This window comes from Caballeronia arvi, from assembly GCF_001544695.2.
In the GTDB taxonomy this organism is placed as follows: domain Bacteria; phylum Pseudomonadota; class Gammaproteobacteria; order Burkholderiales; family Burkholderiaceae; genus Caballeronia; species Caballeronia arvi.
Map to the genome: position 1 here is coordinate 147363 of NZ_FCOM02000005.1, position 24086 is coordinate 171448.

At 63.4% G+C, this 24086-nt stretch carries 23 protein-coding genes and 1 pseudogene; 15 read left to right on the plus strand and 9 right to left on the minus strand.

The features are described from left to right. Window positions 1-48: 48 nt before the first annotated feature. The 8 genes from AWB74_RS08360 (at window position 49) to dinD (ending at window position 9194) form a co-directional block, all read left to right on the plus strand. Window positions 49-2430: a xanthine dehydrogenase family protein molybdopterin-binding subunit gene (locus tag AWB74_RS08360; RefSeq protein ID WP_061146308.1), complete on the plus strand. Its 2382-nt coding sequence runs from the start codon at window positions 49-51 to the stop codon at window positions 2428-2430. Between the two features lie 12 nt (window positions 2431-2442). After that, window positions 2443-3249, plus strand: a complete 807-nt coding sequence (locus AWB74_RS08365) for an FAD binding domain-containing protein (protein WP_061146309.1) — start codon at window positions 2443-2445, stop codon at window positions 3247-3249. After that, window positions 3249-4142 (plus strand): AAA family ATPase, encoded by an 894-nt coding sequence (locus tag AWB74_RS08370; protein WP_061146310.1) that lies wholly within the window; start codon window positions 3249-3251, stop codon window positions 4140-4142. The genes AWB74_RS08365 and AWB74_RS08370 overlap by 1 nt, the downstream gene beginning before the upstream one ends. Then, window positions 4121-5323 (plus strand): vWA domain-containing protein, encoded by a 1203-nt coding sequence (locus AWB74_RS08375; RefSeq protein WP_061146311.1) that lies wholly within the window; start codon window positions 4121-4123, stop codon window positions 5321-5323. The genes AWB74_RS08370 and AWB74_RS08375 overlap by 22 nt, the downstream gene beginning before the upstream one ends. Beyond that, window positions 5314-5865 carry a CoxG family protein gene (locus tag AWB74_RS08380; protein WP_061146312.1) on the plus strand — a complete coding sequence of 184 codons (552 nt, stop codon included), beginning with the start codon at window positions 5314-5316 and terminating at the stop codon, window positions 5863-5865. The genes AWB74_RS08375 and AWB74_RS08380 overlap by 10 nt, the downstream gene beginning before the upstream one ends. Next, window positions 5838-6857 (plus strand): XdhC family protein, encoded by a 1020-nt coding sequence (locus AWB74_RS08385; protein WP_061146313.1) that lies wholly within the window; start codon window positions 5838-5840, stop codon window positions 6855-6857. The genes AWB74_RS08380 and AWB74_RS08385 overlap by 28 nt, the downstream gene beginning before the upstream one ends. Before the next feature lie 135 nt (window positions 6858-6992). Beyond that, entirely contained in the window at window positions 6993-8216 is a 1224-nt protein-coding gene (locus tag AWB74_RS08390; protein WP_235024518.1) for a PepSY-associated TM helix domain-containing protein, read from the plus strand. A gap of 111 nt (window positions 8217-8327) precedes the next feature. Further along, on the plus strand, window positions 8328-9194 hold the full coding sequence (dinD, locus tag AWB74_RS08395) for a DNA damage-inducible protein D (RefSeq protein WP_061146314.1): 867 nt from the start codon (window positions 8328-8330) through the stop codon (window positions 9192-9194). A gap of 48 nt (window positions 9195-9242) precedes the next feature. On the opposite strand, the gene AWB74_RS08400 is transcribed toward dinD, so the two are convergent. From AWB74_RS08400 to AWB74_RS08410, 3 genes are all read right to left on the minus strand, one after another. Next, window positions 9243-9968, minus strand: a complete 726-nt coding sequence (locus tag AWB74_RS08400) for a PepSY-associated TM helix domain-containing protein (protein ID WP_061146315.1) — start codon at window positions 9966-9968, stop codon at window positions 9243-9245. Between the two features lie 186 nt (window positions 9969-10154). Beyond that, on the minus strand, window positions 10155-11195 hold the full coding sequence (locus tag AWB74_RS08405) for a serine/threonine protein kinase (protein WP_061146316.1): 1041 nt from the start codon (window positions 11193-11195) through the stop codon (window positions 10155-10157). A gap of 54 nt (window positions 11196-11249) precedes the next feature. After that, window positions 11250-11462, minus strand: coding sequence for a hypothetical protein (locus AWB74_RS08410; RefSeq protein ID WP_008352308.1), 213 nt, complete (start codon window positions 11460-11462; stop codon window positions 11250-11252). Between the two features lie 323 nt (window positions 11463-11785). Between AWB74_RS08410 and AWB74_RS08415 the strand changes: the two genes are divergently transcribed. Further along, complete coding sequence (locus AWB74_RS08415) at window positions 11786-13048, plus strand: MFS transporter (protein WP_061146317.1); 1263 nt, start codon at window positions 11786-11788, stop codon at window positions 13046-13048. Window positions 13049-13276: 228 nt separating this feature from the next. After that, window positions 13277-13459 carry a hypothetical protein gene (locus AWB74_RS08420; RefSeq protein ID WP_041730863.1) on the plus strand — a complete coding sequence of 61 codons (183 nt, stop codon included), beginning with the start codon at window positions 13277-13279 and terminating at the stop codon, window positions 13457-13459. 40 nt (window positions 13460-13499) lie between these two features. Here AWB74_RS08420 and AWB74_RS08425 read toward each other — a convergent pair whose 3' ends face one another. After that, window positions 13500-14204, minus strand: coding sequence for a dienelactone hydrolase family protein (locus tag AWB74_RS08425; RefSeq protein ID WP_061146318.1), 705 nt, complete (start codon window positions 14202-14204; stop codon window positions 13500-13502). Window positions 14205-14743: 539 nt separating this feature from the next. Between AWB74_RS08425 and AWB74_RS08430 the strand changes: the two genes are divergently transcribed. Then, complete coding sequence (locus AWB74_RS08430) at window positions 14744-15889, plus strand: branched-chain amino acid ABC transporter substrate-binding protein (protein WP_061146319.1); 1146 nt, start codon at window positions 14744-14746, stop codon at window positions 15887-15889. 52 nt (window positions 15890-15941) lie between these two features. Here the strand turns inward: AWB74_RS08430 and AWB74_RS08435 are convergent, their stop codons facing one another. Further along, on the minus strand, window positions 15942-17165 hold the full coding sequence (locus AWB74_RS08435; RefSeq protein WP_061146320.1) for an MFS transporter: 1224 nt from the start codon (window positions 17163-17165) through the stop codon (window positions 15942-15944). A gap of 158 nt (window positions 17166-17323) precedes the next feature. On the opposite strand from AWB74_RS08435, the pseudogene AWB74_RS08440 reads away from it, so the two are divergent. The 3 genes and pseudogenes from AWB74_RS08440 (at window position 17324) to AWB74_RS08450 (ending at window position 20016) form a co-directional block, all read left to right on the plus strand. Beyond that, window positions 17324-18005: pseudogene (locus AWB74_RS08440) on the plus strand (HugZ family pyridoxamine 5'-phosphate oxidase). 348 nt (window positions 18006-18353) lie between these two features. Then, a complete protein-coding gene (locus tag AWB74_RS08445) occupies window positions 18354-18659 on the plus strand; it encodes an H-NS histone family protein (RefSeq protein ID WP_061146321.1) in 306 nt (101 codons plus the stop codon). A gap of 169 nt (window positions 18660-18828) precedes the next feature. Then, complete coding sequence (locus tag AWB74_RS08450) at window positions 18829-20016, plus strand: cation diffusion facilitator family transporter (RefSeq protein WP_061146322.1); 1188 nt, start codon at window positions 18829-18831, stop codon at window positions 20014-20016. 9 nt (window positions 20017-20025) lie between these two features. On the opposite strand, the gene AWB74_RS08455 is transcribed toward AWB74_RS08450, so the two are convergent. The 3 genes from AWB74_RS08455 to AWB74_RS08465 form a co-directional block, all read right to left on the minus strand. Continuing rightward, window positions 20026-20484, minus strand: a complete 459-nt coding sequence (locus AWB74_RS08455) for an Lrp/AsnC family transcriptional regulator (RefSeq protein WP_008352298.1) — start codon at window positions 20482-20484, stop codon at window positions 20026-20028. Window positions 20485-20588: 104 nt separating this feature from the next. Then, window positions 20589-21227 (minus strand): 3'-5' exonuclease family protein, encoded by a 639-nt coding sequence (locus AWB74_RS08460; protein ID WP_061146323.1) that lies wholly within the window; start codon window positions 21225-21227, stop codon window positions 20589-20591. Further along, window positions 21224-21868: an MBL fold metallo-hydrolase gene (locus tag AWB74_RS08465; protein WP_061146324.1), complete on the minus strand. Its 645-nt coding sequence runs from the start codon at window positions 21866-21868 to the stop codon at window positions 21224-21226. The genes AWB74_RS08460 and AWB74_RS08465 overlap by 4 nt, the downstream gene beginning before the upstream one ends. Window positions 21869-22533: 665 nt before the next feature. On the opposite strand from AWB74_RS08465, the gene AWB74_RS08475 reads away from it, so the two are divergent. Continuing rightward, window positions 22534-23139: a septal ring lytic transglycosylase RlpA family protein gene (locus AWB74_RS08475; protein WP_061146325.1), complete on the plus strand. Its 606-nt coding sequence runs from the start codon at window positions 22534-22536 to the stop codon at window positions 23137-23139. Between the two features lie 54 nt (window positions 23140-23193). On the opposite strand, the gene rsmI is transcribed toward AWB74_RS08475, so the two are convergent. Continuing rightward, window positions 23194-24084, minus strand: coding sequence for a 16S rRNA (cytidine(1402)-2'-O)-methyltransferase (gene rsmI / locus AWB74_RS08480; protein WP_061146326.1), 891 nt, complete (start codon window positions 24082-24084; stop codon window positions 23194-23196). Window positions 24085-24086: the final 2 nt, after the last annotated feature.

A 24086-nucleotide genomic window follows, 5' to 3' on the forward strand; every position in this document is an offset into this window, starting at 1 on the left:
ACCAAATTCCTTTCGAATCGAAAAGTCGCGCCTAAATGGGAGACCGCGATGAATGCCCCTGAGCAACAGAAATTGATCGGCGCCGGCGTCAAGCGCAAGGAAGACTATCGCTTCCTGACGGGCGCGGGCCAGTACACCGACGACGTCGTCCTGCCACAGCAAAGCTACGGCGTATTCCTGCGTTCGCCGCACGCGCACGCGAAGATCAAACGCATCGATACCGAAGCGGCGATGAAGTCGCCCGGCGTGATCGGCATCTTCACCGGCAAGGATCTCGCGGGCGAGAACGTCGGCGGCCTGCCGTGCGGCTGGCTGATCCACAGCATCGACGGCTCGCCGATGCACGAGCCGCCGCATCCCGTCATCGCGCACGACAAGGTGCTGCATGTGGGCGATCAGGTGGCGCTGGTCGTCGCCGAATCGGTGAAGGAAGCGAAAGACGCGGTCGAACTGATCGAGATCGATTACGACGAGCTGCCCGCAACGGTCGATACCGGCACCGCGTCGGACGCCGGCCGGCCGCTCGTGCACGACAGCGTGCCGAACAATGTCTGCTTCAACTGGGGCCACGGCGACAAGGCTGCGACCGACACCGCGTTCGCGCAGGCCGCACACGTGACGACGCTCGATATCGTCAATCAGCGCATGGTGCCGAACGCGATCGAGCCGCGCGCGGTGAATGCGAGCTTTTCGAAGCACGACGACAGCTACACGGTCTACGTGTCGAACCAGAACCCGCACGTCGAGCGCCTGCTGATGGCGGCGTTCGTGCTGTCGCTGCCGGAATCGAAGCTGCGCGTGATCGCGCCGGACGTGGGCGGCGGCTTCGGCTCGAAGATCTTTCTGTATGCCGAAGATGTCGCGCTGACATGGGCGTCGAAGAAAGTCGGGCGGCCGATCAAGTGGACGGCCGAGCGCTCCGAGGCGTTTCTCTCCGACGCGCACGGCCGCGATCACGTCACGAAAGCGGAACTCGCGCTCGACAAGGACGGCAAGTTCATCGGCATGCGCGTGCACACGACGGCCAACATGGGCGCGTATCTGTCGACGTTCGCATCGTCGATTCCGACCGTGCTCTACGCGACGCTGCTCGCGGGCCAGTACGCGACGCCCGCGATCTACGCCGAGGTAAAAGCCGTGTTCACGAACACGGTGCCCGTCGATGCCTATCGCGGCGCGGGACGGCCGGAAGCGACGTACGTGGTCGAACGTCTCGTGGAAACGGCGGCGCGCGAGATGAACATCGATCCGGTCGAGCTGAGGCGGCGCAACTTCATCCGCCAGTTTCCGTATGCCACGCCGGTCGGTCTCACCTACGACACCGGCGATTACGACACGATCCTGAATCGCGCTCTGGAGCTGGCTGACGTCGCGGGTTTCAAGCAGCGACGCGAAGAATCGAAGCAAAAAGGCAAGCTGCGCGGAATCGGCTATTCGTGCTACATCGAGGCGTGCGGGCTTGCGCCGTCGAATGTGGCGGGCGCGCTGGGCGCGCGTGCGGGCCTTTTCGAAGCGGGCGAAGTGCGCGTGCATCCGACCGGCTCCGTCACCGTGTTCACCGGCTCGCACAGCCACGGGCAAGGCCACGAGACGACGTTCGCGCAGGTGGTCGCGGACCGGCTGGGCGTTTCGATCGATAACGTCGAAATCATTCACGGCGATACCGGACGCATTCCGTTCGGCATGGGCACGTATGGATCGCGGTCGATATCGGTCGGCGGTTCCGCGATCATGAAGGCGCTCGACAAGGTCGAAGCGAAGGCGAAGAAAATCGCCGCGCATTTGCTCGAAGCGTCGGCGGAAGATATCGAGTTCACCAACGGCGTGTTTCGCGTGAAGGGCACGGACCGCACGAAGACTTTCGTCGATGTCTCGCTCGCCGCCTACGTGCCGCACAACTTCCCGCTGGATCAGATGGAGCCGGGCCTCAACGAAAACGCGTTCTACGATCCGGCCAACTTCACGTATCCATCGGGCGCGTATGTGTGCGAAGTCGAAGTCGATCAGGACACGGGCGAAACGCGCATCCAGAAGTTCACGGCGGTCGATGACTTCGGCAACGTGATCAATCCGATGATCGTCGAAGGGCAAGTGCACGGCGGCCTCGGGCAGGGCATCGGCCAGGCGATGCTCGAACGCTGCGTCTACGACGACAGCACCGGCCAGTTGCTCTCCGGCTCGTTCATGGATTACGCGATGCCGCATGCGATCGATCTGCCGAGCTTCACCGTGGAGACCGCGAAGGGCACGCCGTGTACGCACAATCCGCTCGGCGTGAAGGGCTGCGGCGAAGCGGGCGCGATCGGTTCGCCGCCCGCGGTCATCAACGCAATTCTCGACGCGCTGAGTCCTCTCGGCGTGAAGGACTTGCAGATGCCCGCGACGCCGCATCGCGTGTGGACCGCGATGCATAACGCCCAGCACGCCTGAGGAGACAACGCCATGTATTCATTCGATTTTCAGAAGGCCGACGAAGCGAAAGCGGCCGTCGCGGCGTTGAGCGCGAACGGCGACGCCAAATTCCTCGCCGGCGGCCAGAGCCTCTTGCCGACGATGCGTCTGCGCCTTGCGCAACCATCGGCGCTGATCGACGTGACGCGCATCGCCTCGATGAAAGGCATCGCGCTCGATGGGGGCAAGCTCACGATCGGCGGCGCGATGTGTCACGCGGAAGTCGCAGCGAACGCCGACGTGAAGAAAGCGCTGCCGGGCCTCGCGGACCTCGCGAGCCGCATCGGCGACCGGCAGGTGCGCGAGCGCGGCACGATCGGCGGTTCGCTCGCCAACGACGATCCCGCGGCGTGCTATCCCTCCGCCGTGCTCGCGCTGAACGCGACGGTCGTGACGGACCGAAGGCGCATCGCCGCGGACGATTTTTTCATCGACATGTATCAGACCGCGCTCGAGCCCGATGAGCTGATCACCGCCGTCGAGTTTCCGCTCGCCGAGCGCGCGGGCTACGAGAAGTTTCGCAATCCCGCGTCGCACTTCGCGCTGGTTGGCGTATTCGTCGCGAAGTTCAAGGACGGCGTGCGCGTCGCGGTGACGGGCGCGGCGTCGTCGGTGTTCCGTCCGGCGGAGCTGGAGGCGGCGTTGTCGAAGGACTTTTCGGTCGCATCGGCGCGCAGCGTGACGATCAAACCCGACGAGCTCAACGAGGACATGCACGCGAGCGCCGTGTATCGCGCGCATCTGATTCCGGTGCTCGCGGGCCGCGCGATCGAGCGCGCGATGTCGTTTCCGGCGTGATGCAGGGCGAGCCCGCTTCCATCGACGAGACGCTCGCGCGCTTGCGCGAGCATCAGTACTTCGCGAACCGCGAGCTCGCGACGGCGCTCTTTCTCGCGCTGAAGATGCAGCGGCCGCTCTTTCTCGAAGGCGAGCCGGGCGTCGGCAAGACCGAGCTCGCGAAGGCGGCGGCGGGCTTGTGCGGCACGACGCTCTTGCGCCTGCAATGCTACGAAGGGCTCGATACCGCGAGCGCGCTGTACGAGTGGGATTACCCGCGCCAGATCATGGCGCTGCGGCTTGCGGAAGCATCGGGCGAAACGCCGTCGAACGATTCGCTGTATCGCGGCGAGTTTCTCCTGAAGCGTCCGCTGCTTCAGGCGCTGCTGCCCGATCCCGCGAATCCCGATGCGCGCCGCGTCCTGCTGATCGACGAAATCGACCGCGCCGACGAGCCGTTCGAAGCGTTCCTGCTCGAACTGCTGTCCGACTTTCAGGTGTCGATTCCTGAGTACGGCACGGTGCGCGCGAAAACGCCGCCGCTCGTCGTGATGACGTCGAACCGCACGCGCGAAGTCCACGATGCGTTGAAGCGGCGGTGTCTCTATCAGTGGATCGGCTATCCGGAACGCGATGTCGAGCTGGCGATCGTCGCGGCGCGCGCGCCGGAAGCGGGCAGCGCGTTGCAGGCGAGGGCGGTCGCGTTCGTGCATCAACTGCGCACGCTGGATCTGTTCAAGGCGCCGGGCGTCGCGGAGACGATCGACTGGTGCCGCGCGCTCGCGGCGTTGTCGGTGTCGGAGCTCGATCCGCAATCGGTGCAGAACACGCTCGGCGTGCTTCTGAAGTATCAGGACGATCTCGCGCGCATGGACGCCGACACGCTCGCGCGATGCCTGTCAGCCACTTCATGACGATGGAACCGTTCGCCCGCAACGTCGTGCATTTCGTGAGGCTGCTGCGCGGCGCGGGGCTCGGCATGTCGCCGGCGCATGCGGTCGATGCGCTCGACGCGCTGCGTCACGTCGATCTGAATCGCCGCGACGATGTCCGCGCGACGCTCGCCTGTCTGCTCGTGCACGCCAGCGACGAGCGCGATATCTTCGACGCGGCCTTCGATCTTTTCTGGCGCGATCCCGACTGGGAAGGCAAGCTGCGCGCGCTGCTCCTGCCGAAGGTGACGAGCGGCATGCCGCCGCCAAAGCGCAACAACCGTCTAGCCGATGCGCTCGCCGCGCGTGCGGCGCAAGCGCAGACGTCGGCGCCCGAATCGAAGCCCGAAGAGGCCCACGCGCGCATCACGTTCAGCGCGCAGGAACGCTTGAGCCATCGCGACTTCGACACGCTTAGCGCCGACGAATGGCGCACGTTGCGGCATCAGATTCGCGCCCATCGGCTGCCGCTCGCCACCGAGCCGACGCGCAGGCTGAAGGCCGCATCGCGCGGCACGCACGCCGATCTCAAGGCGAGCGCCCGCCACGCGGTGCGCTCGGGCGGCGACTGGACCGTGTGGAAATATCGCGCGGCGGTCGAGCGCAGGCCGCCGCTCGTTCTGCTGCTCGACATTTCCGGATCGATGAGCGCGTACTCGCGCGCCGTTCTGTATTTCTGCCACGCGCTGTTGCAGTCGCGCGAACGCCTGCAGGTTTTCCTGTTCGGCACGCGCCTGACCAACGCGACGCGCGCGTTGCGCGAACGCGATCCCGATGTCGCGATCGCCACGCTCGGGCAAAACGTCGCCGACTGGTCGGGCGGCACGCGCATCGGTGCGGCGCTAGCGGAGTTCAATCGACGCTGGGCGCGCCGCGTGCTCGCTGGCCGGGCGACGGTGCTGCTCGTCACCGATGGTCTGGATCACGAAGCCATCGACGTGCTCGATGCCGAGATGCAACGGCTCAGGCGCTTCGCGCATCGGCTCGTGTGGCTCAATCCGCTGCTGCGCTTCGCCGATTTCACGCCGCGCGCGCGAGGCGTGCGTGCGATCCTGCCGCACGTCGATGCGATGCTCGCGGCGCATAACCTCGACAGCCTTTGCGCCGTCGGACCGGAACTGGCCGCGCTGTCACGGCACACTGGAGACACGAGATGGAACTGACCGAAACGCACACTTTGCCGGTGCCGCAGGCGCGCGCGTGGGAAGCGCTCAACGACACGTCGATCCTGAAGATCTGCATACCCGGCTGCGACAGCATCGACGCGGACGGCGAGAACGCGTACAACGTCGCGATGACGGCGGCGGTCGGACCGGTGAAGGCGCGCTTCAAGGGAAGAATGGAGCTCACGAACATCGACGCTCCGCATACTTATACGATCGTGTTTGAAGGGCAGGGCGGCGCGGCAGGTTTCAGCAAGGGCAGCGCAACCGTGAACCTCGAACCGGGCGACGACGCCGACACCACGACGCTCAGCTACACCGCGAACGCGCAGGTAGGCGGCAAGCTCGCGCAGATCGGTTCGCGGCTCGTCGACGGCGCAGCGCGTAAGATTGCGGGAGAGTTTTTCAAGCGGTTCAGCGCGCAGTTGCAAGGCGGTGAGGCCGCGCCGGAATCGCAGGACTCGTCCGCCGAAGGGGAAAACGGCGGCGAGAAAGAAGAGAAAGGAAAGAAATCATGGACAGCGTGGATCTCGAAGTCCTGAAGAACAGCGCGCGATGGCTCGATGAAGGGCATCGCGTTTTGCTCGTCACGGTGGTGAAGACGTGGGGTTCGTCGCCGAGGCCGGAGGGCGCGATGCTCGCCGTGCGCGGCGATGGGCATGTGGTCGGCTCGGTGTCGGGCGGTTGCATCGAAGACGATCTGATCGATCGCGTGCGGCAGCGGGGCATCGAGCAGACGAAGCCCGAGGCGGTGAAATACGGCATCAGCGCGGAAGAGGCGCATCGCTTCGGCTTGCCGTGCGGCGGCACGATTCAGCTCGTGCTGGAGCCGTTGACGCTTTCCAGCGGGATCGCCGATCTGTGCGCGGCGGTCGAAAGCGGCAGGCTCGTCGCGCGCACGCTCGACATGGCGACAGGCGCGGTGCGCCTCGAACCCGCGCAGGCCACCGACGGCGTGCTCTTCGACGACGACCGGCTTCTGACGATCCACGGCCCGCGCTATCGCATGCTGGTGATCGGCGCGGGGCAGTTGTCGCGCTATCTGTGCAGCATCGCGGTCGGGCTCGATTATCAGGTGACCGTCTGCGATCCGCGCGAGGAATACACGGACGAGTGGAACGTGCCGGGTACGACTATCGTTCGCACCATGCCCGACGACACCGTCATGGACATGAAGCTCGACGAGCGCTGTGCGGTGATCGCGCTCACGCACGACCCGAAGCTCGACGATCTCGCGTTGATGGAAGCGCTGAAGACGCCTGCGTTCTACGTCGGCGCGCTCGGTTCGCGGCGCAATAACGCGGCGCGCCGCGAGCGTCTGAAGGAGTTCGATCTCAACGAGGCGGAGCTCGCGCGGCTGCATGGACCGGTGGGGATTTATATCGGCAGCAGGACGCCGCCGGAAATCGCCGTGTCGATTCTGGCGGAAGTGACGGCGGCGAAGAACGGCGTGTCGCTGCCCGAACTGTTGCAAGTGGAGGGCGCGAAGGCGGCGCGCGAGATCGCGGGCAAGGGCGAGGTGTGCGGCGTTTGAGTGGAGGCTAAATATTACAAAAGCCTGACTAAACGCCGTCTGCACGCGACGGGCGACTATATAATAATCGTTCTCATTTGCGCAGCCGACGGTGGCTGATGCGAAGCCCGTTCCTTCTGCTCAACTCAACATCGAATGTCCGGCAAGTTTCTGACCGGCGATGGCCGGCGCGCCGCAACACGCGCCGATGCCTCGTCCGCCGCGCCGCGCGCCACGTGCGATCGCAACGAAAAGCGCCACATGAGCCAGCGCGCGCTGCGCGTGTGGGCGATCGTGCATCGCTGGACGAGTCTCGTCTGCACGGCTTTCATGCTGCTGCTTTGTCTGACTGGCCTGCCGCTGGTGTTCGGCCACGAACTCGACATCCTGACCGGCGATGCGATTGAAGCGCCCGCGCTGCCCGCATCGCAGGCCGATGCGCGCGCGAGCTACGACGCCGTGCTGCGGTCCGCGTTGAAGGAACATCCCGGCCATGTTCCGCAATACATGATCTGGGAGCCGGACGAGCCGCTTCTGCCGATCGTCGTGACCGCGGCACGCGCCGATACGCCGCCCGACGACACACTCAGCACCACCGTCGACGCCCGCACTGCGCAGCCGCTCGGCATGCCGCCGGGCAAGGGCTCACTCAAGTTCGTGCTGCTGAAACTGCACGTCGACATGTTCGCCGGGCTTTTCGGCAAGCTCTTTCTCGGCGCGATGGGCGTCGTGTTTCTCGCGGCGATCGTGTCGGGCATCGTCGTGTATTTGCCGTTCTGGCGCAAAGTCGGGCTCGGGCGCGTGCGGCTGAAGAAGAAGCGGCGCATCGTCTGGCTCGACTGGCATAACGCGATCGGCATGCTGACGCTCGCGTGGGCGCTGCTCGTCGGCGCGACGGGGTCGATCAACACGCTCGCGGATCTGATGCTCGAGGCCTGGCGCAACGATCAGCTCGCGCAGATGGTCGCGCCGTATCGCGGCCAGCCGCCGGTGACGGTGCGCGCATCCGTCGACGATGCCGTGAAGACGGCGCAAGACGTCGCGCCGGGCATGATTCCGTCGTTCGTCGCGTTTCCGGGGACGCGCTTCGCGAGTCCGCATCACTATGCCGTCTGGATGCGCGGCGACGGCATCCTCACGACGCGCATCATGCGTCCCGTCCTCGTCGATGCATCGACGGGTGCGCTGACGGACTCGCGCGAATTGCCGTGGTATCTGAAAGTGCTGCTCGGTTCGCAGCCGTTGCATTTCGGCGATTTCGGCGGGATGCCGCTCAAGATCTTCTGGGCGGCGTTCGATGTGCTGACGATCGTGGTGCTGGGAAGCGGGCTTTATCTTTGGCTCACGCGGCATAACCCGCGGAAGGGGATTCGTCAGTAGGCCATTCGGACGAGATGTCCGTGCTCTTGCAGGTCGATAGATTGATCAATCCGAAGAGCGCGCCAATGAGGCGCGTTCTGGATTTCAGTCACGTCAATGCAAGAGGCACAGATGTCGAACAATCTTTCCAGCAATGAATCGCATCACCTGACATTCGAAAGCATCAAGCAAAGCAGCGACGAAGGCGACTTCTGGCTTGCTCGCGACCTTGCGCCAGTGCTTTCGTATCAAGACTGGCGTAATTTTCTGCAGGTGATCGAAAAGGCCAGGATCGCCTGTGAGCGCTCTGGGTACGCGGCTGGTGACCATTTCGGTGAAGTCACCAAAATGGTCACGCTAGGTTCCGGCGCGAACCGCACGGTCACGGACTACCAGCTTTCCCGCTACGCCTGCTATCTGATCGTCCAGAACGGCGACCCGTCAAAGCCGGTGATCGCCAACGGGCAAACGTATTTCGCGATTCAGACGCGCCGTCAGGAACTACACGACAACCGAGCGTTCGGCGGCCTGTCCGAGGATCGGCAACGCCTGATGCTCCGTGGCGAACTCATGCGCCACAACAAGGCGCTCAGCGCGGCCGCACGCGTCGCGGGAGTGACGACCACCGTCGATTACGCGGTGTTCCAGGATCACGGTTACAAGGGGCTCTATGGAGGCTTGGGCAATCGCGACATCCACGCCAGAAAACGCTTGAAGAAGAGCCAAAAAATTCTCGATCACATGGGAAGCACTGAACTTGCCGCCAACCTGTTCCGCGCGACTCAGACGGAAGACAAGCTTCGGCGCGACGGCGTCAGCGGAAAGCAGATGGCCAACCAAACTCACTTCGATGTGGGAAGAAAGGTCCGCGACACCATCTGCGAACTTGGAGGCACGATGCCAGAAGCGCTGCCCACGCCGACGACGAGCATTCAGCAGATCGAGCGGGCTCAGAAGAAGTTGGCAAAGAAGGGGAACGCGAACGAAAACGCTGGTTAACGACGCGAGGACCATTTTGATGAAGCCATCAAAATGGTCACCCGCACGTCAGATCAACCCGCAAACAATCGCCGCAATCAACGACGCCGCCACGATCACCACGCCCGCCGTGCGCCGCTTGTTCAGCTCGGTCCACAGCAGCACGCCCGTCAGCGACAGCAGGATGATGCTGCCCGCGAAAGTATCGATGAGCAGCACCCAGCCCACGCTCAGGCCCACGCCCTTGTGCAGGTTGGTCATCATCGCGAGGAAGGTGTTTTCGGTGCGCTTCACCGAGACGAAATTGTTGCCGACCCAGTACTCAGCCTGCACGCTGCCGCCCGGCGATGCCACCATCACCGACCATTGCTCCGGCTGCATCGTGCTCTTGTCGCCCCAGCCAACCGGATGTGCCGGCTCGCGCCGCGTCCGGCCGAGATTGCCGTCGAGCTTGAGTTCTTTCTTGAGCCAGTTGCCCATGTCGCGCGGCGTCTTGAAGCCTTCGGCGGGCAGCGGCATCTGCAATTGCGCAACCTGCGGCTCGCCTGTCGAAATGCGCAGCGGCGGCGCGCGGTGATTCAGCAGAAAGCCCGTCGTGCCGAACAGCAGCCCAAGCAGCGCGCCCCACAAGCCGATCCAGCCGTGCACCTTGCGCAGCCACTTCAGGAAAGTCGAGCGGCGCGAGCGATTCTTGCGGACGTATTGTTCGGCATCCTCGACCAGACGGTGCGGACGGTAGCTTGTCGGGCCGCTCGCGACGGGCGGCTGCGGATTGAGGGTGTCAGGCGCGTTCACGCGTCTCTCCGAATTCGGGCGTTGGCAGGCAAAGCCGCGCCGCGATCGGCACAACGCGATTCAGACGCGGCGATCGACAATAGGCGGGCAAATGAGAATCGTTATCATTGCATGGCCCGACACGCTTTTCAACGTTTTGCGATTGCCTGACAGTCTGCGAATGTCACGAAAAATTTCAGACAGCCTTCAGACAGCCCACAGCGGACCTTCCTGCATCGCGCCGACTTGCTCGCGCAATTCGAGGATGCGGTCTTCCCAGTAGCGCTGCGTGTTGAACCACGGAAAAGCCGCGGGAAACGCGGGATCGTTCCAGCGGCGCGCAAGCCACGCCGAGTAGTGAATCAGGCGCAGCGTGCGCAACGCTTCGGTCAGATGCAGCTCGCGCGGATCGAATTCGCAGAAGTCTTCGTAACCGGCGAGCAAATCCGCCAGCGCGCGCGATGCGTCCGCGCGTCCGGCCGGCAGCAGCAGCCATAGATCCTGAATCGCCGGGCCCATGCGGCTGTCGTCGAAATCGACGAAATGCGGGCCCGCGTCCGTCCACAGCACATTGCTCGGATGGCAGTCGCCGTGCAGACGCAGATGCCGCACGTCGCCGGCGCGATCGAAGCATTGCGCGACGCCGTCGAGCGCCATCGACACGACGGCTTCCCACGCTTCACGCACATCGCGCGGGACGAAGCCGTGCGTCAGCAGAAACTCGCGCGGCTCGTGGCCGAACGTGGCGATATCGAGCGTCGGCCGTTCGCGATACGGCTCGATCGCGCCCACCGCGTGAATGCGCCCGATGAAGCGCCCGAGCCATTCGAGCGTGTCGCTGCGGTCGAGATCGGGCGCGCGGCCGCCGCGCCGCTCGAAGACGGAAAAGCGGAAGCCGTCGAACTCGTGCAGCGTGACGCCATCGAACGCGCGCGCCGGAACCGCCGGGATCTCGCGCGCGGTAAGGCTTGAGACGAACGCATGCTCTTCAAGAATCGCCTCGTTCGACCATCGTTTCGGACGATAAAACTTCGCGACGACCGGCGCGCCGTCTTCGACGCCCACCTGATAGACGCGGTTCTCGTAACTGTTGAGCGGCAGCAGGCGGCCATCGGTGCGTGCGCCCGCGGGCATCAATACGCGGTCGACTGCGTCGAGCACGCGCTCGGGCGTGAGGCCGGAGAAGGGCGGCGCTTCGCCGTCGTCGGGCAGGGGCGCGCCCTGCGAATCGGGATGGATCGAGTTCATCCCGGCATTGTGCCGCGCTCGGGCGCGGACGGCATCAGCGCATCGAGCGGTTTCTCAATGAACGACCGTATTCGACGGGCGCACGACGTCGCCCGTATCGATGAGATCTTCGAGAAAAAACGGCTCCGTATTGAGCAGCTTGGTGACGCCGGGCTCGCCCGCGTACCACGCGACCATCGCCATGTCGCCGAGAATGCGCATGACGATGCCGCGCGCGCCCTGAGGCACGGCAATATGCACGGAGCGGACAATCGAACCGATTTGCATGATGAATCCCCGTTTCAGCGCCGGCTGAGAATAAAGCGCCGGTCAAGTATTTTCACCAAGCACAGGCTTTTCACGGCTCGTGCACCAGACTGTTCGCCGCTTCTTTATTGCGGCAAGCGCGACATGCGCCGTTTTCATGAACGATTGTGCTTCCACTTTAACGCAACGCGGCGCGTCGGCGCGATGCCAATCGCCGCGTTATGTTGTCGATCGCAGACGGCTCGCAGTAAATATGGGTGATCGACGCCGGAAAGCGGCTGCCGTATCAGGCAAAACCCTAGGATCGGCGTATCGTTGAGGGTTTTTCAGCGGAGACTTCAGACGTGAACGCATCGCCGGCGCCGCAGCGCCCGAATTCCGGCGGCAACGCAGACCGCGCCGCCGACGCCGCGCCGTATCTCGAACGCGGATCGCGCGCCTACTGGCGTGCGTCGCTTGCGCTGCTGTTCGCCGGTTACGCGACGTTCTCGCTGCTGTATTGCGTGCAGCCGCTCCTGCCCGAGTTCACGAAAGCGTTCGGCGTGAGTCCGGCGGTGAGCGCGCTGTCGGTGTCGGTGAGCACGGCGGCGCTGGCGATCTCCATTTTCATCGCGGGATTCGTGTCGGAGAGCTGGAGCCGTCATCGGCTGATGACGCTGTCGCTGCTCGCATCGTCGGTGCTGACGGTCGTCGCCGCCGTGCTGCCCGACTGGCACGCGCTGCTCATCGTGCGTGCGCTCGAAGGTTTCGCGCTCGGCGGCGTGCCCGCGGTCGCGATGGCCTATCTCGCGGAGGAGGTGCATCCCGAAGGCCTCGGCCTCGCGATGGGTCTTTACGTTGGCGGCACGGCCATCGGCGGGATGGCGGGGCGCGTCATCAGCGGCATCCTCGCGGATTTGTTCGGCTGGCGCATCGCGATCGGCGGAATCGGCGTGCTCGGTCTGCTGGCAACGCTTGCCTTTCGCTCGCTGCTGCCGCCGTCGCGACGCTTCGAGCCGCGCCGCGGCGTCGGGTTCGCGCACCATCGGCGGTCGCTTGCGGGGCATTTGCGGCACGGCGGCCTGCCGTTTCTGTTTCTGATCGGCTTCGTGCTGATGGGCAGCTTCGTCACGCTCTACAACTATGTCGGCTACCGGCTGCTCGGCGCGCCGTTCCGGCTCAATCAGACACAGATCGGCGCGATCTTCACCGTCTATCTGACTGGCGTCGTCGCGTCGCCGTGGTCCGGCAAGATGGCCGATGCGTTCGGGCGCGGCCGCGTGCTGATCGCGAGTCTCGTCTTGATGATGCTCGGCATCGCGCTGACCGTGTCGAACTCCGTGCCGGTGATCATCGCCGGCATTGCCTGTCTGACGTTCGGTTTCTTCGCGGGGCATTCGGTCGCGAGCGGCTGGGTCGGGCGGCTCGCGGCGCACGCGAAAGGGCAGGCCGCCGCGCTTTATCTGCTCGCGTATTACCTCGGATCGAGCCTGATCGGATGGTACGGCGGGCACTTCTGGACCGCGTTCGGCTGGACGGGCGTCGCCGGATTGATCGGCGGGTTGCTGCTTGTCGGCCTGGCGGGCGCGGCTTACCTGAACCGACGCGAGCGCGCAGTCGTCGCGTGAAATCGAAAGGCGGTTGAAATACGCCGGATCTAAGGGTTTTCCGCGCTCACTTAAAAATGGGCGCGTGTAAGTCCTTGTCGCGCAAGGCATTCGGACACCAGCGTCCGTCTCTCATCGCACGAAGCCGCGCCGACGAGTCTCGCGGAGCGGCCTATACTCGAATCGTCGAGGCGGTCTCTTATCGCGCGACGATCAAAAAGCCAGAAGCAGGACGATGGGAGACGCACAATGACGTACTTCACGATCGGCGACTTCATTCTGATCATCCCGATGGCGCTCGCTGGCGCCCTGTTTCTCGGGGCCATTCCTTGCGCGACACATTTCAAGAACAACGTGCTGCGCGTCTTCGGCGCGCTACTCGGTGTGCTTGCCGCGTTCCTGCTCGTAGAAGGATTGCCCGCGCTGATATGACGAGCGCGCCGTTCAGGCGCGCCCGCTCAAGCAGTTTCTGTTACAGATGCTCGCCGAGGAAGCTCAGCGTGCGCCCGTGTGCGAGCGCCGATGCCTTCGCGTTGTACGATGCACGATCACCGCAGTTGAAGCCGTGATCGGCCTGCGGATACACGTAGAGTTCTGAATCCTTGCGGCCTGCGAACGTGTGGCGCACGGCATCGACTGCGTCGGCGGGAATGTGCGCGTCGAGCTCGCCGTAGTGGAACTGCATCGGCACCTTGACCTGATCGGCTTTGTCGAGCGCGTTCTGAATGCCGCCGCCGTAATAGGCCACGGCGAGATCCACCGAACCCTGCGCCGCCGCGAGATAGGCGAGACGTCCGCCGAAGCAATAGCCGATCGCCGCGACCTTGCCCGTCACTTCGGGCAGTGCGCGCAGCGCTTTCGCCGCCGCGCCGACATCCGCGACCGCGGCATTCGCATCGGTCTTTTGCAGCAGCTCCATCGCCTTTTGCCGATCCGCGCCTTCGTAGCCCAGCTCGACGCGCGGTTGGGTGCGCCAGAAGACATCCGGCGCGAGCGCGACATAGCCATCGGCGGCGTATTGATCGGCGACGCTGCGGATGTGGCCGTTCACCCCGAAGATCTCCTGCAGGATGATGACGGCGGGCCCGGCGCCCGTCTTGGGCAGCGCGAGATAGCCCTGGAAGCTGCCGCCATCGGCGGGAATGTCGATCCAGCGGGAAGTCACGGAAACGGTCACGTCGAACTCCTTGTACGTAAAAGATTGAGCCGGTGGAGTTTGCCAGCTTTCCCTTTCAGTCGCCCTGAAGCACGCGCGGCGTCGGGCACGCGGTTTGACGCGCGGAGCGATTATTAGAGCAGCAGATCTAAACACGCGCTAAAAGAGCGTTAAAAAAGCAGCTTAATGATGCGGGCGGGCAGAGATTATCGGCGCGCGCTCATCGAACTTGAATGACGCCCAAACCTTTGCGCGCCGATGTCGCGGAAACCCGCATGTACAGGGCCTCTTCGCGCGAACGCCACCACAAACGGCGGCGTATCACAACTGGCGGTTAATCGGTAGTGACACCAGTATCTTAAAAAACTTCCCTAAATTAATTTGACAACCCTACACTTGCGCGCAGTGCGGAAGGCGGCCGTCACAAACGACCTGCCGGAAGGACTTGCCAAGTGCATGACGATGCATCCGGCGTGGTCGTCCACGGGACTGAGCGATCGTGATGAAAGACGGGGCACAGGGCGATTACGTTGTTTTTGGGACCGAAACTGGAGACTTACATGAACACCAAGCTTCACAAACTGTTGCCGATCAGCGCCGCAGCCGTGCTGTTCGCTACGTTGGCAACGTCCGCAGCAGCCGACCAAACGGTCAAGATCGGTCACGTCGCTCCGCTGACCGGCGGCATTGCTCACCTGGGCAAGGATAACGAAAACGGCGCGCGGCTCGCAGTCGAAGAGATCAACGCGAAGGGCCTCACGATCGGCGGCGAGAAGATCACGCTGGTGCTCGACCCGCAAGACGATGCAGCCGACCCGCGTACCGCTACGCAAGTCGCGCAGAAGCTCGTCGACGACAAGGTCGTTGCGGTCGTCGGTCACCTGAACTCCGGCACGTCGATCCCGGCATCGAAGATCTACAGCGATGCGGGCATCGTGCAGATTTCGCCGTCGGCGACGAACCCGGCCTACACGCAGCAAGGCTTCAAGACGACGTACCGCGTCGTCGCGACCGATGCTCAGCAAGGCCCGGCACTCGCCAACTACGCCGCGAAGAATCTGAAGGTGAAGACGGTCGCCGTCGTCGATGACTCGACCGCTTACGGCCAGGGTCTCGCCAACGAGTTCGAAAAGACCGCCAAGTCGCTCGGCCTGAAGGTGATCTCGCACGACGCGACGAACGACAAGGCTGTCGACTTCCGCGCGATTCTGACGAAGATCAAGGGCGAAAACCCCGACGCCGTGATGTACGGCGGCATGGACGCGACCGGCGGCCCGTTCGCCAAGCAAGCCAAGCAGCTCGGCCTGCGCGCGAAGGTGCTGGCAGGCGACGGCGTCTGCACGGAAAAGCTGGCGGACCTCGCCGGCGATGCGACCGACAACATCGTGTGCTCGGAAGCGGGCATGGCGCTCGAGAAGATGGAAGGCGGCCAGGCTTTCGCGGCGAAGTTCCAGAAGCGCTTCGGCCAGCCGATCCAGATCTACGCGCCGTTCACGTATGACGCGGTGTACATCATCGTCGACGCGATGAAGCGTGCGAACTCGGTCGATCCGGCCAAGATCCTCGCCGCGATGCCGAACACGGACTACAAGGGCGTGATCGGCCAGACGAGCTTCGATTCGAAGGGCGATCTGAAGCACGGCGTGATCTCGCTGTACGACTACAAGAAGGGCAAGAAGACGCTGCTCGACGTCGTGAAGATGTAATTTCCCGTGGTTCGAAAAAGCGCGCGGCGCCGAAAGGCCCGCGCGCTTTTTTTTATATCTTCAGGCGCCTGAGAATGCGCGGCCCGATGACGGTGATGATCGCGCAGCACGCCGCGACGACGCACAGGCCGATCGGCAGATTGCTGATCTGCGCGACGCCGCCGATCAGCACGGGCCCGAACAGCAGACCGAAGTAGGCGAGGCCCGCGACCTGCGCGAGCCCTTCGGCCGCGGTCACGCCTTCGACGCGCGCCGCCGCCGCGAACAGCACCGGCATCATGTTCGCGAGACCCAAGCCCATCAGCGTGAAGCCTGTCATCGTGACGATGGCGTTGGGCAGGACGAGCGCCATCACCATGCCGATGAACGCGAGTCCCGCGCTGCCGAAAATCAGTTGCGGCGCGCCGAAACGTGCGCGAACCGCGTCGCCGCCGAAGCGCCCGGCGGCCATGCCGCCCGAGAATGCGGCGTAGGCCGCGCTCGACACCGAAGGCGTCGCTTCGACGACATCGCGCATATACACGGTGGCCCAGTCGTACATCGCGCCTTCCGCGATCAGCGCGACCAGCGCGAGTCCGCCGAGCGCCCACAGCGCGCCCGAGCGCCAGCGGTTCGACGACGACGCCTTCGCGTGCTCGTCGTGATGCGGCACATGCGGCAGCACCGCGCGCATCGACACGAGCAGGACCAGCAGGCTCACGCCCGACGCGAGCGCGAGATGGGCGGCGGGCGCAAGCCCGTGCGCGAGCAGCGCGCCGCCCGCGGCCGCGCCCGCCATGCCGCCGATGCTGAACATGCCGTGCAGAGACGACATGATCGGCCGGGCCAGTGCCTGTTCGACGGCGCTCGCTTCGGCGTTCATCGCGACGTCGAGCGTCGCCATGCCGAAGCCGAATATCGCGAGCACGACGAGCAGCATCCAGTAATGAGGCGTCACGAGGATCAGCGAGCCGCACAACATCATCGTGATGCCGCCCGCCATGCATGCGGTGCGCGTGCCGGCGCGGGCGATCCACGAACCGGTGGTCAGCATCGCGAAGATGGAGCCGCCCGCGACCGCGAGCAGCGCAAAGGACAGCATGCCTGGGCTCAACGCGAACTTGTCGCGCACGGTTGGCACGTGCACGCCCCACGACGCGTACATCATGCCCGCGATGAAGAACACGGCCATCGTCGCGTAGCGGGCGCGGGCGCGCGTGGCAGGGGGAAGGCTGCGATGCAGCGCGAGCGTCGGATTGGATTCGCAGGCAGCGGAGGCGGTGGTCGAGTCGGACACGGAAGAAACCGTCGTTGGAAAGATTGCGTGAAAAACAAGGGAAGCCGTCGATGATGCCATCGGACGCGAAGGCTTTCGATTCTATCGAACGGCCAGGAGACACGCTCGCGCGCGCTGCATTAACATCGTCCGACGATTGACGACCGCACGAGGCCTGGATGAAGATTTCGTCGCAAGCGCCGCTTCATTTGCTGCATCGCGTGTCCGAGGGGACGCTCGCCACGCACTGAGCCGCAGGGCTTTCCGTACCCGACGGCGCTGCCGTTCGCGCCCACGGCACGCCACGTGCCGATGCTGCTCATCAGCCGTCTTGCCGAACACACGCGCAATCTTCACGCGGATGCGCGCGCCGGCTTTCTGGTCGCGCATGCAGCGGATGGCGGCGTGCTGGAAGGGCAGCGTCTGACATTGCTCGGCAGCTTTGCGCCTGCCGCGCCGGAGGAGAGCGGCGAACTCGCGCGCCGCTATTTGCGCTATCACCCCGACGCGGAGCGCTATCTGCAACTCGGCGACTTCTCTTTCTGGGTGATGTCGGTTGAGCGCATGCGCTATATCGGCGGATTCGGCGCAATGGGCTGGCTGGCCGGTGATGAAGTCGATTCGCTGGAGCCGCTTTCGGCGGCGGAGGAAACTTCGCTTTGCGCAGAATTCGACGCTAATCCGGCGCGTCCAGCGGTTCTTCGATTATTGGGGATAGACCGATATGGCTGCGATTTGCTGCTTGCGGAGGCGCGCAATCGTTTTACATTCGATTACCCCAAAAGGACGAGCGGGGAATTGAACGCTGCGCTTATCGACCTTATCGAGCGTCAAAAGGGCCGTGCAGGCGCAATGAATTAAGCGTCGCAGCGGAATCAGCCCCATCCTGCCGCTGCCAGGAATGGATCGGCAACGAAGCTGTCATTCCATGACATGTTCCGACGCACGTTATTACCGGCGTTTCATCCGGTGCCATAAGCCTGCGCAAGGATGTGCGCATTGCTACCTTTTACAGCTCCGCACCGGCTCCTCCAAACTTCGCATTTTTCGGCAATTGTTACGAAGAAAGACACGAAAGTTTATTGGATGGCGATTTGCGCATGCAGCGATAATACGAACTGTGTTAATCTGCGTGCCAGTCCGAGGCTATACTGATATTTGAAAGCGAGCACACGATTCGCAAGTCAGCACACCACTTAGGGAATTGCCATGCCTTCATACAAGGAACTCCTCGCACAGCGCGAGTCTCTCGAACGTCAGATTGAAGAAGCGAAGTCGCGCGAATACGCCGAAGTGCTTAATGAGATCAAGCAGAAAATGGCGGATTATGGCATCACGCTTCAGGAACTGGCTGGCGGCCGGGGCGCAAAAGGCGTGAAGGTCGCACGCAGCAGCCGTGCAGGCGTAGCGCCGAAATACCGCGACCCGGAAAGCGGCAGCACCTGGTCCGGCCGCGGCAAGCCGCCGAAGTGGATTGCGGGGCAAGAGCGCGACAACTTCCTGATCAGCAAGTAAGTTTTGGATTGCATCATGTTTTAAAAGGCCGCGTTGCGTAACGCGGCCTTTTCGTTTTGGCAGAGGAATTTTCCGATCCGCAGCCGCGCAGATAACGGCACTGAACCCCTAAAGCGCTGCGGCATACCGGCTGATAAAATTCAGACACATACGGCTCGGGATAAATTACATGCCGCTTTCGACTACACGCACATCGGAAAAACAGGATGTGGCGCGTCGAACCACCTGGACGAGCATTGCGCTCAATAGCGGGCTCGCCACTGCGCAGCTCGTCGTAGGCTTTGTCGCGCATTCCCAAGCTTTGCTTGCAGACGGCGTTCATTCGCTGGCGGACATCGTGTCCGATTTTATCGTTCTCATTGCCAATCGACAGGCATCTGCCAAGCCCGACCTCGACCATAACTACGGACATAACCGTTATGAAACGGTCGCGTCCTTATTCCTCGGCGGATTGCTGATTGCGGTCGGGGTCGGAATGTTATGGCGCGGCGGTACCCGCATCGTCAACCTTCAGGATATTCCGCCGGTAAAGGCGGGCGCGCTTGCGGTTGCGATAATCGTGCTCATTTCGAAGGAAGCGCTTTTTCGCTATATGCTGCGCGCCGCCGAACGCATTCGCTCCGCTTTGCTGATCGCAAACGCATGGCATGCACGTTCGGACGCGGCTTCTTCTCTCGTCGTCGCGTTGGGGATTATCGGGAGTCTGGCAGGATTTCGAATTCTGGACCCGATCGCGGCCGCGGTTGTCGGGTTTTTGATCGGTAAAATGGGATGGACGTTCGCGTGGGACGCGTTACAAGACCTTTCCGACCGAGCCCTCGACCAAACGACGGCGGATGATTTGCGCGCGATTTTGTCTAGAACACCCGGCGTGCGCGAAGTCCACGAATTCCGTACCCGAAAAATGGGAGATCTGGCGATCGTCGACGCGCATGTTCTCGTCGATTCGCTCATTTCGGTTTCCGAGGGGCATTACATTGCCGAATCGGCGCGTGCGAACCTGCTGGCCGATTCTCGCGTCATCGACGCGCTCATTCATGTCGATCCGGAGAGCGACGCGCTGAATCCGCAGCCGGGCAATTTCCCGCAGCGTTCGACTGTGAGCGATGCCGTGTGCGCCGCATTCGCACAGCAAGGGTTGCCGGTCGTGTCGTTGAATCTGCATTACCTCGGCAGCGGCTTTAGCGTCGACGTCATGTTGCCGGCATCGAGCGCAGGAGATACGACCGCCCGACTGAGCGCGATCGACTTCGACGCGCTCAGGCGCCAGATCGGCGCACGCGAGCTTCACGTGGCGCAGGCGCTCGGCCTTGAGTCGGCCGCGACGCCCAAACGCGCAATCGATCTGCCGCGCTGAAGGTTTCCGTCAGAGCGGCAACTGCGTGTCGAATTTGATTTCGCGAAGCACGACGCTCGTTCGCACCTGCGCGACCGCGGGGATCTTGAAAATGCGATCGTGCAGGAATGCGTCGTACGCCTTGATATCCGGCGCGACGATCTTCAGGATGTAATCGGATTCGCCGGTCGTGCTGTAGCACTCGGTGACTTCCGGGCACGTGGCGATTTCGCGTTCGAACTGCTCGACGCCGCCTTCCGTGTGCCGTGTCAGATGGATGTGCGCAAGTGCGCAGACGTGAAGACCGAGCTTTTCGCGGTCGAGCAGCGCGGTGTAGCGCTGAATGACGCCCGACTGCTCCATGTCCTTGATGCGCCGCCAGCACGGCGTACTCGACAGGCCGACCTGGTCGGAGATTTCCTGAACGGAGCGGCGCGCGTCCAGTTGCAGAAGACGCAGGATTTTTTGTGAGAATGTATCGAGAGTCAACTGCGCCTCCGTTCGGTCGCGATTTGACTCTAATGGTAGAGGCGTCAGAAAAGAAACGCAATGTAAAACGCCTGCACTGAGGGAGTTTCCCTAACTCGCTGGCTTCAGAGCGCGGTTTTACCTTCAGCGTCGTCGTTCGGTTCTTCCGGTGACCGCGCCAACGCCGCCTGCGATGCCCGTAGCTCCGCAAGCATGTTGCAAAAGAGCGCGCCTTGCTCGATGGCGTCGTCGAGTGCGACGTGCGTGTGCGGCAGTTCGTCGAACCAATGCTTGGGCAAACGCGGCTTGATCGCCTTTCGATAGGGCAGGCCGGTCATCGCGAAGGCGAGCGTCTTGATATCGAGCGCCGACCACGAGAACGGGCAGCGTTCGGCGAAACGCATCATGTACCAGAACATATAGGTGAAGTCGAAACCCGCCGGATAAGCGACGAACACCGGCTTTCCGGGCAATGCCTCTACCCATTCGACATAGGCTGGCAGCGCGATCTCCGGCTTCTGCAATTCCTTGCGGCACGCGGCCCACGCGTCGGGCTGCGTTTTCCACCACGCGGCCTGCACCGGATGTGGCGCCGCGCCTTCGAGCGTTTCGAGATTCGCGGAGAACGTGCCGATGAGCTGCTTGTCGGCCGTGTAGGCTGCCGAGGCAAAGCTCAGCATCGAATGCGGGCCGGGAATCGGGCCATCGGCTTCGACGTCCGTGCTGACGTAGATTTCGGGAACCGCGGACGCATTGGCGTTCATGCGGCCACTCCGTCGCGCACGAAGGGATTGCTTTGCCGCTCTTCGCCGAATGTCGACGTCGGGCCGTGACCGGGAACGAACCTGACGTCGTCGCCGAGCGGCCAGAGCTTTTCGCGGATCGAGCGGATGAGTTCGCCGTGATTGCCGCGCGGAAAATCGGTGCGACCGATGGAGCCGGCGAACAGCACGTCGCCGACGAATGCGAGCCTGTGTTCGCGGCTGAAGAATACGACATGGCCCGGGGTGTGGCCGGGGCAGAAATAGACTTCCAGCGACTCATCGCCGAATTTCACGGTATCGCCATCAATGAGCCAACGCTCGGGCGTAAATGCCTCCGCGTTCGAAAATCCGAAGCGCTGCGTCTGAGTGGGCATCTGGTCGATCCAGAACGCGTCCTCGCGATGCGGTCCCTCTATTTGTATGCCGTAATGGTCCGCGAGCGCCTTCGCACCGCCGCAGTGATCAAGATGGCCATGTGTCAGAAGAATTTTGTCGACGGTCACGTCATGACGCTCGACTTCCGCGATGATCCGGTCGATGTCGCCGCCCGGGTCCACGACGGCGGCGCGCTTCGTCGTCTCGCAGATGACGATGGAACAGTTCTGCTGAAAGGGCGTCACGGGAACGAGAATGACTTTCATATGACTGTCGGCGGTACAAGCGGGGCTGTAAAAACGTTCATTGTACCGGTGCGACGAAAGACGCGACGCCTGCCGGAACGCGGCTCAAAAGCGGCCGAAAAGCGGCAATTCTTACGGCCATAGCGAAAATCAATGACGGTTTACGCAGTCCGGCGGGTCAAACCACCGTTTTTTTGTATAATGGCACCACTTGTGCATGGAGCTAACCATGCCGTCAATAGGCGACTGATGAAACGCTAGTGCGTTTTTACAATCGCCGTCAGTACGCTGTTGGGGGCCAAAAGCCTCGCAATTGCAACTCAAGCACCATCAGTAGGTGCACACGTCTTGTCCGGCCAGACGCCGCGCGTCTGTCAGATGGCCTTAGCTGCCGTCACGCCGGATGGGGCCTACGCCGCCGTTCCTGCGCTCACAGAGATTTTTCCAGCGCACGAACGTGATGCCACGTTCGATGGCGGCATGTGGGGTCTGGTCAGGCTGCCGGGGACAGGTTGCGCCAGACGTGAACAATAACCGGGCGTTTGCGGCACGAGTACGCCGCATCCGAGCAGAGTTCGCCGTTCGCTTGACCGAGCGGCGTATTGCTTTGCGCGGAAAGCCTCGAGCAGCCTTGCGCGCGCCGATCTGGTGCGGCGCGGCCGCTCTTTTATCGTTGAAACACGTCTATGAAAGCTCGATTTATTCGACATGTCGGGAGCCTGCTAGCAGTTGGCGTGCTGGCGGGTTGCGCCGCGCCGGGTTCGGGCGATGTCGCATCCAATCCTCAGACTACCAACTCCCTCAGCACGGCAGGTGCCCGCTCGACGGCCCCGCTCGCCTTCGATTCGCACCTGTCCTCGCTTCCCGCAGACAAGCCGAGCCAGGCGCAGTCGCTCTCGAACGCCGAGCCGATCACATCCGGTCCGGATGCCGGCAACTTCGAACAGAAGGGCAAGGCGTCGTGGTACGGCCGCATGTTCCACGGCCGCAAGACCGCGAGCGGTGAGAAGTTCAACATGAACGCGATGACCGCGGCGCACCGCACGCTGCCGCTGGCGTCGTGGGTACGCGTGACGAACGAGGCCAACCACAAGACGGTCGTCGTGAAGATCAACGACCGCGGTCCTTATGTGCACGGGCGCGTGATCGACTTGTCGTACGCTGCGGCGGCCGTGCTCGGCATGCGCGGCGCTGGCACGCAGAAGGTGAAGATCGAAGGCCTCACTCAGCAAGAGGCGCGTGCGGCGCGTGCAGAGCAGGCCCAGGCGCTCGCCGACGACAGCGTGAACTGAACCCCGCATCACGCAGCAGTTCCAATGACGGGCCGTCTCGCGACGGCCCGTTTTCTATTCTTCTTCCGACTCGTCGCGTTTCGCGAGCTTCAGCGCGCGTTCATAAAGCGCGTTGCGCGATGCGCCCGTCAATGTGGCGGCGATGCGCGCCGCGCTCTTCACCGACAGCTCCTCCAGTAGCGTCGCCAGCAGCGCATCGTGTGCGTCGTCGGCGTCCTGCGCCTCGGGCGCGCCTTCGACCACTAGAACGAATTCCCCGCGCTGACGATTCGCATCGGCTTCGAGCCACGCTGGCCCTTCGGCCAGGGTGCAGCGGTGCAGGCTCTCATGTAACTTCGTCAATTCGCGTGCGATCAGCAGTTGCCGTTCGCCGCCGAACGCCTCGGCGAGCGCGCGCGTCGTCTCGACGATACGATGCGGCGCCTCGTAGAACACCAGCGCCATCGGATGATTCACGAGCGAGCGCAGTTGCGTGGCGCGCTGCTTCGATTTGGACGGCAGAAAGCCGACGAACGAGAAGCCGCCGACCCACGCGCCCGCAGCGCTCAGTGCAGTGACGAGCGCGCTTGCGCCCGGCAGCGGAACGACGGGCAAGCCCGCGTCGCGCACGGCATCGACGAGACGCGCGCCGGGATCGGAGATGCCGGGCGTGCCCGCATCGGACACGCAGGCGATGCGCTCGCCGTTCTTCAAATGCCCGATCACGCGTTCGGCCGCGCTGCGTTCGTTGTGCTCGTGCACGGCGATCCACGGCTTCGAGATGCCATAGCGAGCGAGCAGCTGCGCCGTGTTGCGGGTGTCCTCGGCGGCGATGCGATCGACGAGCCCGAGCACATGCAGCGCGCGCACGGTGATGTCGGCCGCGTTGCCGATCGGCGTCGCGACGACATAGAGCGCGCCCGTCGGATAGTGCTGCCCGGTGGCGAGGTCGGAGATCTGAAGCATGA